The sequence below is a fragment of the Halobiforma lacisalsi AJ5 genome (assembly GCF_000226975.2).
In the GTDB taxonomy this organism is placed as follows: Archaea; Halobacteriota; Halobacteria; order Halobacteriales; family Natrialbaceae; genus Natronobacterium; species Natronobacterium lacisalsi.
This window is the reverse complement of the sequence record NZ_CP019285.1, coordinates 201,282-215,936: the sequence shown is the minus strand read 5'-3', so window position 1 is coordinate 215,936 and position 14,655 is coordinate 201,282. Positions and strand designations below refer to the sequence as shown.

Here is a 14,655-nt window from a genome sequence, read left to right as displayed (position 1 = left end):
TCCAACCTTCGAAGGATCGAACCGATGCTAGACATCGCGCTACACACCGGCGGCGAGCATCCCGACCTCTGGTGGGTACTCGTCCCGAGCCTCGTCTCGTTCCTCGCAGGAATCGGTATCGGAACGTTCTCCGAACGGGTCCGCGGCTGGCTCCGTCCGGGCCACGAGCCGTCGAACGACTGAGCGGCCCGGTCCGTCGCTCACCGGTTTCGGGTCGGACGGCGCTTTCGGACCACCCGTCCCACGACGACTGGCCTCGAGTCACCGTTCCGTAACTTCGACTGCAGGGTCCGTCCCCGTTACGCGAACCCGGTAGGAGTCGTACGTAAACTCGAGCGCAAGGTGGTCGCTCGAGCGGCCGTTCTCCTGGGACAGACAGTCGAGGGGCTTGAGTCGACGACTTCGTGCAGCGGCGGGTCCAGTTCGACGGGATCGACGCCCTCTCGGATTGCGATCGCTCGAACGACGGTGATGCTCGGTGACTCCCCGTTCCGCATACCACTCCTCCGACGAAAGCGCATATAACTAGCAGTGGTGAGGCTCTCACGCCGTCGGAGCGTAAAATGAGCGTCGGTGTGGTTCGTAACCTGTTGTCGTCCAAATCATTATCCCCTCTACGGTGGTACGATCGGACGATGTCGGAGGACAACGGGGGACCGACGGACGGAGACGAAGACGTGGGCGAGGAGGACGGGGCCGGGGCGGAATCGGAAACGAACGCAAACGCAAACGCGAACACGGATGCAGACGCCGAACCTTCTCTCGGCCCTTCGTCCGGATCCGAGAGGGCCGACGGCTCCGACGACGCTGCCGATGCCGGCCAAGAGGAAGAGAAGGAAGAGCTGTCGCTTACTCCTGGAGTCGTGTTCGGGTTGCTCGCCAATCGACGCGATCGCTTTCTGTTGTATCTACTGTACGAGCGCGGTGGAACCGTCGCCCTCTCGGAACTCACCACCTATCTCGCCGTCTGGGAGCACGAGACGACCGCCGACCTCCTCACCGCCGAGATGAAACGCCACACGAGAACGTCACTTACGCATGCCAGTCTGCCGAAGCTAGCGGATTACGATCTCATCACGTTCGACCGGGACTCGGGCGCGATCACCCTCACCGAACGCGGCGAACGACTCGAGCCGTACCTCGAGTTCGCCAAAGAACAGGAGGACGAAGACGTCGAGTCGTTTCTGGAGCGGACCACCCGTGGCGGGTGACCGCCACTCGATTGCCGGTCGTCGCCGGGCGTTTCGCGTTCGTCCCCGCCCTCGGTCCTCTTCCGTCTCCCCGTCCGCGCCGCCGTCTCGAGTCAGCTGACACGTCAACCCTAGATATAACTGTTCATGCTTGTGTATTACTACCATGGCTCCCGCGCTCGACGGCCACGACGACCGCGACGACTCCCAGGATCGAGGCTCGAACGGCGCGGATGGGTCGACGCTTCCGGTAGACGCGGTGTTCGACGTGCTTGCGTCCTCGAGGCGGCGTGCGGTGATCGGGCACTTCCTCGAGCGATCGAGCGCGGACGAGGTACCGATCGACGACCTCGTCGATGCCGTCGCTCGGGCGGACGAGTCGAACCGCGACGCCGTCGAAATAGATCTTCGACACCACCATCTGCCCGCGCTGGCCGATTACGGGATCGTCGCGCTCGAGTGGACGAACGACCGGGTTCGCTACCGGGAGTCACCGGCCGTCGAACGGTGTCTCGAGGTGGCCGCGGATTCGCGGTTGGAGTCGACGTAACCGGGGCGCGCGATGGAAGTGGTGGCCGTCGCTCGCCTCTGTGAGCGTTAGTTGTGGTTGCTATCGGGAGACGTCGAAGAGCCAGGGCGGTCGTCGCCGTCTAAAATCTCGACGGCGCCGGGGTCCTCGACGCGGATTCGATGGTTCCGGTAACTGAACTCGACCACAGGAGTGGACCCGACGGCGCGTCCGTTCGCGGCGTCGCAGTCGCAGGGTTCGGTACGAAAGAACGCGTCGAGTGCGTCGGTATCGATCGCAGCGTGCAGCGGCGGCGACAGCTCTACCGGGTCGACGCCTTCGTGGGAGGCAACCGTCCGAACGACGGCCATGCTCGGCGATAGGCCCTGTTCCATATTCCGGCTCCACCGTACTGGTAGAAAAGTGAGGGGGATCATTTTCTGACGTGCGTCAGACGAACGTCAGCCAGACGTCCGACGGAATCGGCGAGGGACGTCGTTCCTGCGCGCCGATACGAATCGGAATGTTAACCCGTCGGCTCTCCTATCTTGGGGTACGAAGATGACATGGCTTCGCGCGCTCGCCGCCGGCGGGCTCTCGGTTGTCTTTCCCGGGGCGGGCCACGCCCTCATCCGGGACTGGACCCGGGCGCTCGTGTTCGCCGGCCTGTATCTCTCGGCGGTCGTGATCTTTCTTCCGACGGAGCAGATCGCCGCGGCGGGATCGATGACCGAGAGTATGGACCTGGTAACCCAGGAGACCGATACGATCGGACAGTTCGCCCTCTCGTTTATCGTCCTGTTCGCGGCGATCGACGCCACGTTCCGGTCGCTCGGATTCCCGCCGGACTCGCCCAGCGCGACCGACGGCCCGACCTGTCCCGAGTGCGGGAAGGAACTCGACGAGGACCTCGAGTTCTGTCACTGGTGTACGACTCGCCTCGAGGCCCCGGAGGACGACGAAGACGAAGCGGTAGGGACCCGGTCGGACTGACCGGGTTACTGGACCGTCAGGCCGTTTTATTTCTCGATTATGCTTTCCTCGACGGCCTCGCCGAAGTGACGGGCCGTATCCTCGTAGTACAACAGGAGTTCGTCGCCGGCCTCGAGGTCGGTGACCGCGGTCCGGCCTTCGCGGGTCGGGACCTTGATCGTCTCGGCGTTCTGGAGTAGCGTCTCGACCCGGTCGCCGTCCCCGGTCTCGAGTGCGATCCGGAACATCGGGCGTTGCTCGATTTTGACGCGGCCGACGATCGCTTCGCGTGTGTGGCCGTCCGTGTCGACGACCTGTACCTCGTCGCCGCTTTGCAGTTCCGAGAGGTATTTCGTGCCGCCGTCGGGGGTGCGAACGTAGGCGTGGACCGCGCCGGCGTTGACCCGGAACGGTCGGGAGGCGACGTACGGCGAGTCTGCGGTCTCGGCGTGGACGAACACCAGCCCGCGGGCCATCGAGCCGACGAGCATCCCTTCGTCGTGCTCGAGGAGGTTGCCCGTGTCGACACAGACGCGGTCGGCGCTGCCGACCCGCTCGACGTCGAGCACCTCGGCGTACTCCAGTTCGAGGGTCTCGCGCTCGGCCTCGTCGCGGACCTCGACGGTCTTGCGGATCTCGTCGGGGTCGTCCGAGTCCAGCAGCACGGAGTCGGCACCGATCTCGAGGGTCTCGAAGGCGGTCTTTGCCTCTTCCGCGCTCGTAACCCCCGCGACGAGGTCGGTCTCCTCGCCGATGCGGGCGATCAGGTTCTCGAGGGGGATGATCGTCCAGTCCTCGCCGACGACGATGGTGTGATCCGCCTCGTCGGCGGCCGTCTCGGCGAACCGCTCGTACTCCTTGCCGAGAATGCGGACGTACGCGCCCCGCTCCTGGTCGCCGTCGCGCCGCAGCGTCGAGAGGTCGGCCGACCCGGAGAAGTCCTCGGGGAGGTCGATGGTGGCGTCACCCTCGCCGTCCTTCCCGACGACGACGGCGTCGGGTTCGGCGTCCGCGTGGGATCCCGCGTCGTCCGTCTCGCTTTCGTCCTCGGCGTCGTCGACGAGCGTCAGGTCACCGTCCGTCCGGAACGCGGCCACGTTGATGTCGCCGAGTTCGCGCACCCGCTCGACGTCGCGTTCGTCGACCAGTACCCAGTCCGCGCCCGCCTCGAGCCCGGCAGTAATCCGCGCCCGGCGGTCGTCCCAGTCGCCGACGTCGTCGTCGGCTTTGATCCAGACAGATCGCGTCATGACTCGAGGGTCGAAGGGAATCGGCTTGAACGTGGCGGATCGGGCAGGACTGCTCGGCGGAGCCGTTCAATTCTGCGACTCGAGGCTCCGTCCCGTCGTTGCTCGTGACTACGATAGTGTCAGTAGTAAGGATAGTAACGATAGTACTGATACTTTCGTAGAAGTACATAATATCCGACGAAGCCTCCGTTCGAGTATGGCTCGCTGCGACTCCGAGAGCGACTCCGGGAGCGATTCCGAGACGAGTCAGAGCAACGCCGCACCGCCGATCGACGACGTCGCCCGTCGCCTCGAGGTCGAGTCCGCGACGGCGGTCGCCCGGGCCGTCCTCGAGGCTGCGGGGGACCGGCCGTTCCGCCGGTTCGGTCGTCCCGCGACGGTCGCGGCTGCCGTCCGGATCGCGAGCCGTCGCACCGAGGGACCGACGGTCGGCCTGGAGCGAATCGTGGCAGTCCTGGCCGTCGATCCCGAACGGGTCGAGCGTGCCGAAGCGCGGCTGACAGCCGCCCTCTCCGAGCCGGCCGATCCGGACGAGATCCGCACGCTCCGTCGCCGGCTCGTCGTCGCTCACGAACTGCTCGCCGCGTGCGAGGCCGGGCGTCGCCGCCCGGAGCTTCCCGGTTCCCGCCTCGCGGACGCCGCGCCCGACCTGCTCGCACGCGTCGACGGGCCCGCAGGCCACTGCGCGGACCTCGAGGGTCTCGAGGGATCGCCGGCCGCCGAACCGCGGCTTCGGGCACACGTCGAGCGCCTCGAGGCCGACCTCGAACTCGCACGGCTGGGAACGACGCTGTACGTACGACTCGAGGGCGACTGTCGCCGCTAACCCCCGTTGACGTCCGGCCCGAACCTGAAGTCGGAACCGCTTTGGCCCTCCTCACTCCACGACGGGGTCGGTCCCCATCCTGCCGTCGTCCTCGAGCTTGTGTTTGAACGCCCGGTAGGCGTTCTCGCCTTGCTCGGTCAGTTCGACGACGCGGCGGCGGCCGACCGACTCCACCGTGACGTACCCGTCGGCGACGAGCGGCTCGAGGACGTGAGTGTCGAGCACGCGGAACGCGCCCTTGTCCTCGCCGTCCCGGTCGTCGGGCGGCTGCCGGTCGGCCATGAACGAGAGTTCGCGGTCTCTGGCGTACTCGATGAGGTCTTTCTTCTTCGGCGGCGCGGTCCGTGCGTCGCTGTAGCCGTCCCAGGCCGACGGCTCTCGGAGGAATTCCATGATCGCTACCTGGTCGGGCGTCGGCGACTCGATCGGGTACGACGGGATTGGTTCGGTGGCCTCGATGCCGAACGAGGCCGGTTCACTCGTCCCGTCGTGGGCGTACGTCGAGGGCTCGACGTAGTAGGCCTGGGCATCGGTCGAGACGTCCATACACGCGATCGTCGCGCCGATCGCCGCGATCGTTCCTGCGCTCGAGACGTTGACGTAGACGCTATCCTCGGCGTGGTTCGACGCGATGGTCGTCACCGCCCCGAGGACGGCGTAGACGTCCGCCAGGTCACACCGACGGGTCCGGACCTCGGGGACGATCCCCTCGAGTTCGGCCCGGAGTTCGTCGTGATAGTCGGCCGAGGGGCTCGAGAGCTGGGTGTCGGCGGTGGGAACGTCGGATCCGTCGCTTTCGTCCGCGCCGTTACCGTCGTGGTCGCCCTCGGTTTTGCCCTCTCCCCCACCCCCACTCCCATCCCCACCCCCTCCCTCGAGGAGATAGACGAGGTCCGCCCGCTGCTCGCGAATCGGCTCGAGGATGCGATCGTACTCGTAGCCGACGGGAACCACGTGGACTCGCTTCAGGACGTCCATACGCCGACAACCGACTCCCATGCAATAACTCCTGACGGTGTCGTACCGATGTCATCCGCGAATTCGTCACGGCTGCACACAACGGCGAAACGTTGAGGGAGCCGACGACCGTACGAGTACGGGAATGGCCGTCTACGACGCGATCTGTTTCGACCTCGATGATACCCTCTGTGAATCCACGCAGGACGACGCGGTGTTGCTCGAGTCGGCGTTCGATCGGACGGGGGTCCCGAAGTTCTGTACGCCCGCGGACCTGCGGGCCGCGATCCCGTCGCTGCCGACGGCCGACACCGATCGGGAGTTCTTCGAGCACCTGTTCGCCGAGGTCGTGAGCCGGAGCGACGTCCACTTCGGCGCTCGCAGTACGGTCGCGTCCCGACTCACGGACGCGTATCTCGAGCTTCGGGATCCCACCGCCGTCCGCTTCCGACCGGGAGCCGAAGCCGCGCTCGAGTACGCCCGGAACCGGGCCAGCGTCGCACTCATCACCAACGGCGGTCGAACGACACAGACGCGAAAGCTGCGAACGCTCGGGATCGAAGACGCCTTCGACGTTCGGGTGTTCACGGAGCCGAGCGCGGGGATCCATCCGAAGCCGAACGCCGAACCGTTCGAGCGCGCCCTCGCCGGAGTCGGGGCGACGCCCGAGGGAGCGATCCACGTGGGCGATTCGCCCCACGCGGACGTCGCAGGCGCGAACGCGATGGGGATCGACTCTGCGTTGCTCGACGTCGGCCGCGATCGGCCGTCCGACCATCGGCCGACGTACGAACTGCCGTCGCTCGAGGCGTTAGAGCGGATCGTCTGATCGGGTCTCGCGGTTTGAACGTCCGGGCCGAACGAGCAGTGAACGAGCCTGACTCAGGGAATCCTCCGCTGTCGCGGCGCGAACTCGCTCGAGCGCCACGCGGCCGCGTCGGGGAGTTCGCCGACGCAGTTGCGACAGTACGCGTAGCCGCGTTCGTTTTCCGTCCCGCAGTCGGGACAGTGGACGACGCCAGCCTCGCGGTCGACGCCGTCTCCGGGGTCATCCGTGTCCGCGCTCGAGTCACCCCCGGCGAGCCGCGTCCCGGTGCGGGCGTACCGATAAAAGGCGTAGACGAGCACGATCTGGAGCGCAAGTGCCGTCGGGTACCAGTAGAGGGACTCTACTGGGGACATACCTACTAGCTGTTCCGATCGAGTAACGTTTAACTGTTCTCCCGGCGGCGGGCGGTAAAATCGGCTTACGGAGCCGGGCCGCGACGGGACGGGGAAGCGAAGATAGGACCTAGTTCCCGGTACCGGCTTCGCCCCCGCTCCCTTCCGGCAGTAGATCCGTGTGGACGACGGCGCGGTACTGTGCGTCGGTTGCGTCGTCGACGCGCTTGAGCAGGGCCGCCGCATCCGGGAACCCCTCGGGGAGGTCGAACGGATCGTCGTCGTCCTCGTCGCGCTGCTTGCAGAGCTTGACGAATGCGCGCAGGTCGTCGTCGATGGCCGAGGTCGCGTACACGACGCCGACGTCGCCCTCGATCTGGTCGTCCCAGCGCTCGAGGACGGGTTCGACGGCCCGGCGGAGCTCGCGCTTGCGCTCGACCAGTTCGGTTGCGTCGAGTTCGCCGTCTAACACCTCGTCGAACACGTCCTGGAGTTCGTCGGTCCGATCCTCGAGGTAGGGGGCGTCGGCCTCGGCCTCGACGAGCCTGTCGAACGCCTCGAGTTCGGCCCGGCGGACGGCGACGGGGTAGACGAACCCGTGGGTGTCCTTCGGGAGCGTGTAGGATTTGGCCTCGACGCCCTGTTCACCGGTCCCCGTCCGTCCCAGCATCAGGTCGAGTATTCCCATACGCGAAACAGGTAGAGTGACGCGAATAAGTGTTCCGCGCCGCGGTCGGCTCGCAGACGCGTACGCCCGCCCTACGGCGTGTAATCCGTCTCGAGTCGATGTGCCCGCGCTCGTGACGGCTCGGTCACCAGTCGTCCCCGAGCGCGGCCCTCGCGCCGCCGTACCCGCCAGCGGTCGTCCACGTACGGCCGCTCTCGACGTGTTCGACCTCGTAACTCCCGCCGCAGGCGCCACAGCGGTACCGGTCCGGTGCTTTCACCGGTTGCGAGGCCCGGTGGCGCTCGGCCCGCCAGTCGCAGTCCCCCTCGAGACACCGGAGGACGTACCGCGGGTCGGCGAACGCCCGACAGTGTCGAGGCGCGTCGACCGTCTCCGCCCGCTCGCGAAACCGCGGTCCGTGGCCGGAGTCGCCGAACCGCTGGAACTCCCAGGCGTGGACGAGTTCGTGGCGGACGACCTCGGCGAACTCCGGCCAGTCGTACCGCTCGTAGGCCCGCCGGGAGAGGACGATGTCGCCACCTCGCGGTCCGGATCCCACCGACACGCGCCAGCCCGCCGCCGCGCCCGGGCCGAGGTCGTCCACTCGAGAGCGGAGCGATCGACCGGAAGGTCGTACGCTTCGCCCTCGACGACCGTCCGGGCGTGGATGCGGGCGCGGGCGACGATCTCGTCCTCGAGGGTGAGGTCGTCGTCGTTGTCGTAGCTGTGGCCGCAGGTCCGGTCGCTCACGCCCACTGGGTCGAAGCGGGCGTCCGAATCCTTTGCGGTTCCCGACGGGGAGCGGTGGCTTCGACCACCGTAGCTCTTTACCGGCGCGGAACGATCCCCCGCTAATGACCGACGAACTCGAGTTGCCCGAACCGGAACCCCTCGAGTCCGCCACGGACCGGCCGCTGTCCCCGTCAGTGCTGGTCCTGCCGGCCGTCGCCGAGCCGCCGATCGACGAGCGTCGGCCGTGGCTCGAGCGCCGGGCTGACCGACTCGAGCGGGCGATATCGGTTCCGGGGTCCGCGACGCCGGTGTACCTCACGACCGACGGGGTCGCGATCACGACGACCGGGATCGGCAAGAGCGACGCGGCGACGACGGTCGCCGCCCTCTTCGCGACGCCGCTACTCGATCTCTCCTCGGCGTACGTCGTCTCGGCCGGGATCGCCGGCGGCGCGCCGGACCGCATCGCACTCGGTTCCGTCGTCCTCGCCGACGCGGTCGTCGACTGGGACCGGAAACACCGGTGGGATCGGGGCGAGGAAACGGAAGGCGAGACGCCACCCATCGAACGCCTGGCGTATCGACCCCGCGACTACGTCCACCGTCTCGAGCCGACACTCGTCGAGACGGCACTGGACGCGGCCCGCGAGGTCGACCTGGGCGACGATCCGGACGTGCTCGCCTACCAGCGGCGGTACCCCGACGCACCGGACGGCGGGCCGACCGTCGACCGCGGGACGACCCTCTGTGGCGACGAGTTCTGGCACGGCCCCCGGTACGCCCGCGAGGCCGCATGGCTCTGCGAGCGCTACGGCGTTGACCCCTACGTAACGACCCAGATGGAAGACGCCGCGACGGCGACTGCCCTCGAGCGGTTCGACGCCGGCAAGCGGTACCTGTCGGTTCGTGCGGTGTCGAACTACGATCGGCCGGCCCCCGGCGAGTCGGTCGCGGAGAGCTTCGACGGGACGGAGGCGACGCTCGCGCTCGCGATCGAAAACGCCGAACGCGTCGGCTCTGCGGTGGTGTCGGAACTGCTCGAGGTCGATCCGCTCGGGATCCGATGAAAAGGGTCGCGGCTCGAGTTCAGGGCCAGTCGTCCCGGACCGGTTCGTCATCCGCCTCGCTCTCGTCGATACGGGTTGCCATGATCCAGTCGGCAGCCTCGGCGGCCTCCTCGACGTCTAGATACTCCCAGTCGACCTCGTCGGCGAGGCGTTCGTCCTCGTCGTCGACGCCGATGTAGACGTAGCGTTCGGTCTCGAACTGGTCTTTGACGCCCTCGAGGCTCTCGGCTTTGCCGCGGGGGCCGGAGAAGAAGTCCTGGCGGATGCGGTTCTTCCGCGTGAAGTTCGTCACGACGTAGGTCGGTTTCTCGGAGACGACGCCGATGTACTCGGTCCACCCTCTGGCGTCTTCGAAGACGTTCTCGGGCGAGGCGAGCTCCTTCAGCGCCTCGAGTTCGAACGCCAGAGTCATGTCCGTGTCGCCGTTCATACTGGACCGAAGGCTCGCACCGGGGAAAACGGCTTCGATACGTCCGGCCCCGCAGGAATTCCCGGGGCTGGCCGTCGGCTTCAGACCCCGTCGACCACGAAGTAGTCGGTGAAGACGATTACCTCCCCTACCTCGAGTTCGGCGTCGGTGACCGGAATCGAGCCGCCGTCCTCGCACAACTCGTAGAACTCCTCGAGAGCGGCGGGCTCGAGCTGGTCGACGTGCCGGACGGTCGCGGTCGGATCGACGGAGTCGACGCGCCGGACCGTCAGCTGCTGGTCGAGGAGGTCGCTGGTCGACAGTTCGCTTGAAGCCATGTACATTGTTACCAAATGGCTGTATTTAGCTTAAAGCTTTCGTCGCCCGGGGCGTCCGGAGCGGGACCGTCCGACGACGAGACGAGACGTCAAGTTGATAGCGCGAGAGTCCGTCGGATAACCTGAACATGCCGTCCGCTCTCGCCGCGACCGCGCTCGAGTCGAGTTCGGTCGTCGGTCCCGACGTGGTCGCGCTCGCACCCGCGACGCTTGCCGGCGTTGGCGTAGGTCTGACGGACGCGCTCGCCTGGATCTCGATCGGCGCGTTCATGATCGCGCTGCTGTGCCAGTGGCGGGGAGCGACCGACCCCGCGCGTCGGATCGGCGCCGTCGCCTGGCTGCTGTTCGGGATCTTCTGGCTGACGATGGTCCCGTACTACTACTACGAGATGCAAAGCCCCCTCCAGACGGTACTGTCGCTGGCCGCCCTCCCACTGTGTGCGTACACGGGCTACCTCCTCGTCGGCGGGCGGGAATCGCTGCTGATACTGACGAAGGCAGTCGCGTTCATGGGGCTGATCTACCTGCCCGCCGAGACGATCCCCGTCTTTCGCACGTGGCTGATCGAGACGACCGCGGCCCAGACCCACTACGGGATGGAACTGCTCGGCTACAGTCCGGGGCTCTCCGAGGGCGCGTACGGCTACGAGAGTCGCTTCGACTTCGATCCGGACGAAACGGTCACCGGGCGAACGACCTACATCATCCTCGCCTGTACCGGCATCGGGAGCATGGCGATCTTCGGCGGACTGGTCGCCGCGGTCTCCGCGCCGCTCAAGCGGAAGGCGACCGCCTTCGCGGCGGCGATCGGGATCATCTGGTTCCTCAACCTCGCGCGCAACGTCTTCATCGGGCTGGCGTCGCCGTGGGGCTGGTTCCAGCAGGACTGGCTCGTCTCGTTCATGACGACCTACATGGGTGCGGAGGCGAGTCGGGTCTCGTTCCTCGTCGCTCACAACTACATCGCCCAGTCGCTGTCCGTGATCGCGCTGGTCGGGATCACCTACCTCGTCGTCAGGATCGTTCCCGAAGTGCTCGCGCCGCTCGAGGAGGTCCTCTATATCCTCTCGGGCAGCGAGTACGACCTCTTCGAGGCCCTCGGGAAAGAGGAGTACCGGCCCGAAGGCGAAGGGGTCGACACCGGACCGACCGCCGACTGACCGGCGACCGAAACCGTGCCCGTGACCGACGACGCACCCGACGTCGACGTTCCGTTCGTCCCGCTCGAGCGGGCCGCCTACGTCCCCGACGCGGACGCGCTGGTTCTGGCCGACCTCCACCTCGGGCGTGCCGCCGCCTCGAACGTCGACGCCCCCATCGACGACGGGACCGACGTTCGGGAGCGGCTCGCGGCTCTCCTCGAGCGTACCGAGCCAGCGACGGTCGTCGTCGCCGGCGACCTGTTGCACTCGTTCGATCGGCTCCCCCGCGGCGTCGAACGGGACGTCGCGGCCCTCGAGTCGGCCGTCGACGACGCCGGCGCAGATCTGGTCGTGACGGCGGGGAACCACGACACGATGCTCGCGGAGGCGTTCGACGGCGAGACGACCCCGACCTACCGGCTGGCGGACGGCGAGACGGCCGTCTGTCACGGTCACGAACCACCCGACGGGGACGCCGCCCGCTACGTCGTCGGCCACGACCACCCGGCGCTGTCGGTCGACGGGCGGAAGCTCCCCTGTTTCCTCTACGGGCCGGACGTCTACGAGGGTGCGGACGTACTCGTGTTGCCGGCATTTACCCGACTCGCCGGCGGCGCAACGGTCAACGGTATGCGCAGTCGGGATTTCCAGTCGCCGCTGGTGACCGACGCCGACGCCTTCCACCCGGCGGTGCGGGACGAGGAACTCGAGGAGACGCTGTGGTTCCCCTCGCTGGGGGAATGTCGGCACCTGCTGTGATACGGTTTACTGCACGTCAGTTCCGGCGCAACCGCGACCCGGGCGGCGGTTGCACCGGCAAATCGTTACAGTAATTGAGTTTCGAGGGATCGGGGAGTCAGGATGCGACGAGCACGACCGCGATCACTGCCAGCACCAGCCCGACGACGTTCGTCGGCGCGAGCGAGGCGTCGAAGTAGAGGACGCCGACGATCGCCGGGACGACGAAGTAGAGGGCTGCGATCGCCGAGACGATCGCTATGTTCCCGCGGGTGAGACCGGCGTAGAAGCTGATCGTTCCGGCCGCGAGGAAGACCCCCGACAGCAGCGCGAACGCGACATCGGTGCGTGCGCCGACGATCGGTCGCCGCGCGGCGAACACGTACCCGCCCGCGACGGCGATACTCGCCACGTACGAGAGAAACACGGCGTTGACCGGGGTGAGCGATCTGGTCGCGACGCCTGCAGCTACCGCCCAGCCACCGAACAGGACCAGCGCGCCCAGCGCGAGGACGATCGAGACGTCGACCATGCCACACTGCTGCCCGTTCGGCCGGAAAAAACCCGCGTTTCGCCGCCTCGAGCCTCCGTCGTCGGTGTCGATCGAGAGCGTTCGAATCCGCCGTCGAGACGGTTGACGGCCGATCTCGAGAGTCGGAACGACCGGGTAGGGAGACCGAACGACCGGGACAGATGCGGCGACCACGACGTCGGCGACCCAACGCCGAAACCGGTGATTGGCGGAGTCGGAAAGAGCGAGGGGGATGAGAGGGGAAGGGAGGGGAGGGGCACACGGTACACTCTCGCCACGTACCGGGACCGTTATCCGGACAGGTCCTCGAGGACGGCCCCGGCCGCCCGCCGGCCGCTCTCCATCGCTCCCTGGATCGACGACCAGCGGGTGTAGTCGCCAGCCAGGTATACCGATCCCTCCGGATCACGGGGCCCCGGCAGTCCCTCGCGGAACCCCGGCGGCTGGTCGAACTGTGCGAACGGCACCCGCGCCGTGTGTACGACCTCGAGGTCGTCGAACGCGCGTTCGGGGTACCACGACCGAAGCGCCTCCAGGGTGCGATCGGCGAGTTCGTCGTCGCGCTCCTCGCGCTCGCCGAGGTAGGTCGCGCTGACGAGCGTCCGGTCGTCGGGCGCGTACTCCGGCGCGACCTCGCTGTGGGGGACGACGTGGTTCGGCCCGTCGTCGTCGACCGCGTTCAACAGGAGGCGCTTTCCCGTCTCGAGTTCCGTCCGGCCGGGAAGCGAGTAGTACTGGGTGACGCAGGCCCGGCCCGCGGTCGGGATCGCCGCGACGCCGGTCAGGTCGCGTGCGCTCGGCGGGTCGGCCGCGACGACGACCGCGTCGGCCCGGTAGTCGCCGTCGTCGGTCGCGACCGTCACGCCGGAATCGTCGGTGCCCACCGAACCCACCTCGACGCCGGTATGGATCGTCGCTCCCTCGCCCACCGCACGGTCTGCCAACTGGGACGGGATCGCCTCCATCCCGGCCGCAGGGACGACCGTCTCGCCCGACGCGAGCGTCCGGAAGGTGTACTCGAAGACCCGACTCGAGGTCGACAGCGACCGGTCGAGGGTGATCCCGCCGTAGAAGGGCCCGACGAAGTTCTCGAGGAACCGCTCGGAGAAGCCGCGGCGCCGCAGGTACTCCGCGATCGACTCGTCGCTCTCGTCGCCGTCCTCGCGCTCGAAGAGGTCGTCGGGGTCGGTCCCCCGCAGCGACAGGGTGAGTCTGGCGACCCGAAGCTTGTCGCCCAGCGAGACGTCCCGGTTGAACAGCGTCGCCGGTAACGCGCCCGGGCTACGAAGCGGGTCGGCCAGCGTCGACCGGTGGTTCGGCCGGGCGATCGTGGCCCCCGGCGCGAACCGGCGCAGGTCCAGCGCCTCGAGGTCGAGTTCCCGCTTCGCGGCGGGATAGCCGGTGAACAGTACCTGGAAGCCGCGATCGAACCGGTAGCCGTCGCGCTCGATCGTGCGGACGCGACCGCCGACCGTCTCCTCGCGCTCGAGTAGCGTTACGTCGGTTCCGCCGCCAGCGAGGTGCCGCGCCGCGACGAGTCCGGCCAGTCCGCCACCGACGACGACGACGCTCGGGGTCGACTCCATGCCCGGTGATTGGAACCGGAGCTACAAAATCGTGGACCAAACGATGCAACCGAACGTCGACCGTTGGGCCCGCCGTCCGGCTTACGCCGATTCGACGTCGATCGACAGGCCAGTCTCGTTGACGACGTTGTCGGTGACCGGACACCGCCGTTCGACGGCGGCGAGCCACTCCTCGAGCCGATCCTCGTCCGCGTCCGATTCGATCGCGACCGAGACCGTAAGCCCCTGGAGGCCGGGACGGGCGTCCGTCTCCTCGCCTCGGTAACTGTCGTAATCGACGTCGCCTTCGATCGTCGCCGTCAGGTCGTCGATCTCGATGCCCATGTCGCGGGCAACCATCGTCCCGGTCGAGTTCAGACAGCCGAGGATCGCTCCCAGGAAGTACTCGACGGGATTGACGTCCTTGCCGACGACGAACTCGGCGTCGCCGGTGTCGATCCGCGTACGTTTCGGGCTGTGTCGCTCGCCGATCAGTTCGTAGGTGGTGAGGTCGTCGTCCGCCATCGTGCTCGACGGGTGGTACCCTCCGCGCTTAAGTCTTGTCCGGTTTCCACTATTCCGGGAAACACAGGAGTTCGTT

General features: G+C 67.3%; 20 protein-coding genes and 1 pseudogene. 9 read left to right on the top strand and 12 right to left on the bottom strand.

Features of this window, described 5'->3' with window-relative positions:
- The first annotated feature begins 24 nt into the window (after window positions 1-24).
- The gene (locus CHINAEXTREME_RS21725; RefSeq protein WP_007142402.1) at window positions 25-183 is read left to right on the top strand and encodes a hypothetical protein; all 159 of its coding nucleotides are present in this window, start codon (window positions 25-27) and stop codon (window positions 181-183) included.
- Window positions 184-299: 116 nt separating this feature from the next.
- Here CHINAEXTREME_RS21725 and CHINAEXTREME_RS21680 read toward each other — a convergent pair whose 3' ends face one another.
- Window positions 300-497: a HalOD1 output domain-containing protein gene (locus CHINAEXTREME_RS21680; protein WP_160165593.1), complete on the bottom strand. Its 198-nt coding sequence runs from the start codon at window positions 495-497 to the stop codon at window positions 300-302.
- Window positions 498-635: 138 nt separating this feature from the next.
- Between CHINAEXTREME_RS21680 and CHINAEXTREME_RS00885 the strand changes: the two genes are divergently transcribed.
- Together CHINAEXTREME_RS00885 and CHINAEXTREME_RS00880 are read left to right on the top strand one after the other, a co-directional pair.
- Window positions 636-1,211 (top strand): DUF7344 domain-containing protein, encoded by a 576-nt coding sequence (locus CHINAEXTREME_RS00885; protein ID WP_007142403.1) that lies wholly within the window; start codon window positions 636-638, stop codon window positions 1,209-1,211.
- A gap of 145 nt (window positions 1,212-1,356) precedes the next feature.
- On the top strand, window positions 1,357-1,740 hold the full coding sequence (locus tag CHINAEXTREME_RS00880) for a DUF7344 domain-containing protein (RefSeq protein WP_007142404.1): 384 nt from the start codon (window positions 1,357-1,359) through the stop codon (window positions 1,738-1,740).
- A gap of 47 nt (window positions 1,741-1,787) precedes the next feature.
- On the opposite strand, the gene CHINAEXTREME_RS00875 is transcribed toward CHINAEXTREME_RS00880, so the two are convergent.
- Entirely contained in the window at window positions 1,788-2,093 is a 306-nt protein-coding gene (locus tag CHINAEXTREME_RS00875; protein ID WP_010546499.1) for a HalOD1 output domain-containing protein, read from the bottom strand.
- A gap of 166 nt (window positions 2,094-2,259) precedes the next feature.
- On the opposite strand from CHINAEXTREME_RS00875, the gene CHINAEXTREME_RS00870 reads away from it, so the two are divergent.
- On the top strand, window positions 2,260-2,691 hold the full coding sequence (locus CHINAEXTREME_RS00870; protein WP_007142406.1) for a zinc ribbon domain-containing protein: 432 nt from the start codon (window positions 2,260-2,262) through the stop codon (window positions 2,689-2,691).
- Window positions 2,692-2,717: 26 nt separating this feature from the next.
- Here the strand turns inward: CHINAEXTREME_RS00870 and CHINAEXTREME_RS00865 are convergent, their stop codons facing one another.
- Window positions 2,718-3,920, bottom strand: coding sequence for a 3-dehydroquinate synthase II (locus CHINAEXTREME_RS00865; protein ID WP_007142407.1), 1,203 nt, complete (start codon window positions 3,918-3,920; stop codon window positions 2,718-2,720).
- 196 nt (window positions 3,921-4,116) lie between these two features.
- On the opposite strand from CHINAEXTREME_RS00865, the gene CHINAEXTREME_RS00860 reads away from it, so the two are divergent.
- The gene (locus CHINAEXTREME_RS00860; protein WP_007142408.1) at window positions 4,117-4,746 is read left to right on the top strand and encodes a hypothetical protein; all 630 of its coding nucleotides are present in this window, start codon (window positions 4,117-4,119) and stop codon (window positions 4,744-4,746) included.
- Between the two features lie 51 nt (window positions 4,747-4,797).
- Here CHINAEXTREME_RS00860 and CHINAEXTREME_RS00855 read toward each other — a convergent pair whose 3' ends face one another.
- Entirely contained in the window at window positions 4,798-5,724 is a 927-nt protein-coding gene (locus CHINAEXTREME_RS00855; RefSeq protein WP_007142409.1) for an HFX_2341 family transcriptional regulator domain-containing protein, read from the bottom strand.
- Window positions 5,725-5,848: 124 nt separating this feature from the next.
- Here CHINAEXTREME_RS00855 and CHINAEXTREME_RS00850 point away from each other — a divergent pair, with 124 nt between their 5' ends.
- Window positions 5,849-6,532, top strand: a complete 684-nt coding sequence (locus tag CHINAEXTREME_RS00850; protein WP_007142410.1) for an HAD family hydrolase — start codon at window positions 5,849-5,851, stop codon at window positions 6,530-6,532.
- A 53-nt stretch (window positions 6,533-6,585) separates the two neighbouring features.
- Here CHINAEXTREME_RS00850 and CHINAEXTREME_RS00845 read toward each other — a convergent pair whose 3' ends face one another.
- The 3 genes and pseudogenes from CHINAEXTREME_RS00845 to CHINAEXTREME_RS00835 all read right to left on the bottom strand — a co-directional run bounded on the left by CHINAEXTREME_RS00845 (window position 6,586) and on the right by CHINAEXTREME_RS00835 (window position 8,281).
- Window positions 6,586-6,885, bottom strand: coding sequence for a DUF7577 domain-containing protein (locus CHINAEXTREME_RS00845; RefSeq protein ID WP_007142411.1), 300 nt, complete (start codon window positions 6,883-6,885; stop codon window positions 6,586-6,588).
- A gap of 109 nt (window positions 6,886-6,994) precedes the next feature.
- The gene (locus tag CHINAEXTREME_RS00840; protein WP_007142412.1) at window positions 6,995-7,552 is read right to left on the bottom strand and encodes a hypothetical protein; all 558 of its coding nucleotides are present in this window, start codon (window positions 7,550-7,552) and stop codon (window positions 6,995-6,997) included.
- Window positions 7,553-7,676: 124 nt separating this feature from the next.
- Window positions 7,677-8,281, bottom strand: a pseudogene (locus tag CHINAEXTREME_RS00835) (SprT family zinc-dependent metalloprotease).
- Window positions 8,282-8,385: 104 nt separating this feature from the next.
- Here CHINAEXTREME_RS00835 and CHINAEXTREME_RS00830 point away from each other — a divergent pair.
- Window positions 8,386-9,330: a phosphorylase family protein gene (locus tag CHINAEXTREME_RS00830; RefSeq protein ID WP_007142414.1), complete on the top strand. Its 945-nt coding sequence runs from the start codon at window positions 8,386-8,388 to the stop codon at window positions 9,328-9,330.
- A gap of 19 nt (window positions 9,331-9,349) precedes the next feature.
- On the opposite strand, the gene CHINAEXTREME_RS00825 is transcribed toward CHINAEXTREME_RS00830, so the two are convergent.
- Window positions 9,350-9,760: a DUF7124 domain-containing protein gene (locus CHINAEXTREME_RS00825; protein ID WP_007142415.1), complete on the bottom strand. Its 411-nt coding sequence runs from the start codon at window positions 9,758-9,760 to the stop codon at window positions 9,350-9,352.
- An 80-nt stretch (window positions 9,761-9,840) separates the two neighbouring features.
- Window positions 9,841-10,083: a hypothetical protein gene (locus CHINAEXTREME_RS00820; protein WP_007142416.1), complete on the bottom strand. Its 243-nt coding sequence runs from the start codon at window positions 10,081-10,083 to the stop codon at window positions 9,841-9,843.
- A 122-nt stretch (window positions 10,084-10,205) separates the two neighbouring features.
- Here CHINAEXTREME_RS00820 and artA point away from each other — a divergent pair, with 122 nt between their 5' ends.
- Complete coding sequence (gene artA, locus CHINAEXTREME_RS00815) at window positions 10,206-11,237, top strand: archaeosortase A (protein ID WP_007142417.1); 1,032 nt, start codon at window positions 10,206-10,208, stop codon at window positions 11,235-11,237.
- Between the two features lie 21 nt (window positions 11,238-11,258).
- On the top strand, window positions 11,259-11,978 hold the full coding sequence (locus tag CHINAEXTREME_RS00810; protein WP_007142418.1) for a metallophosphoesterase: 720 nt from the start codon (window positions 11,259-11,261) through the stop codon (window positions 11,976-11,978).
- Between the two features lie 97 nt (window positions 11,979-12,075).
- On the opposite strand, the gene CHINAEXTREME_RS00805 is transcribed toward CHINAEXTREME_RS00810, so the two are convergent.
- The 3 genes from CHINAEXTREME_RS00805 to CHINAEXTREME_RS00795 form a co-directional block, all read right to left on the bottom strand.
- Entirely contained in the window at window positions 12,076-12,489 is a 414-nt protein-coding gene (locus tag CHINAEXTREME_RS00805; RefSeq protein ID WP_029601478.1) for an EamA family transporter, read from the bottom strand.
- Between the two features lie 290 nt (window positions 12,490-12,779).
- Window positions 12,780-14,075 carry an NAD(P)/FAD-dependent oxidoreductase gene (locus CHINAEXTREME_RS00800; RefSeq protein WP_007142420.1) on the bottom strand — a complete coding sequence of 432 codons (1,296 nt, stop codon included), beginning with the start codon at window positions 14,073-14,075 and terminating at the stop codon, window positions 12,780-12,782.
- 81 nt (window positions 14,076-14,156) lie between these two features.
- Window positions 14,157-14,579: an OsmC family protein gene (locus CHINAEXTREME_RS00795; protein ID WP_007142421.1), complete on the bottom strand. Its 423-nt coding sequence runs from the start codon at window positions 14,577-14,579 to the stop codon at window positions 14,157-14,159.
- Window positions 14,580-14,655 lie beyond the last annotated feature (76 nt).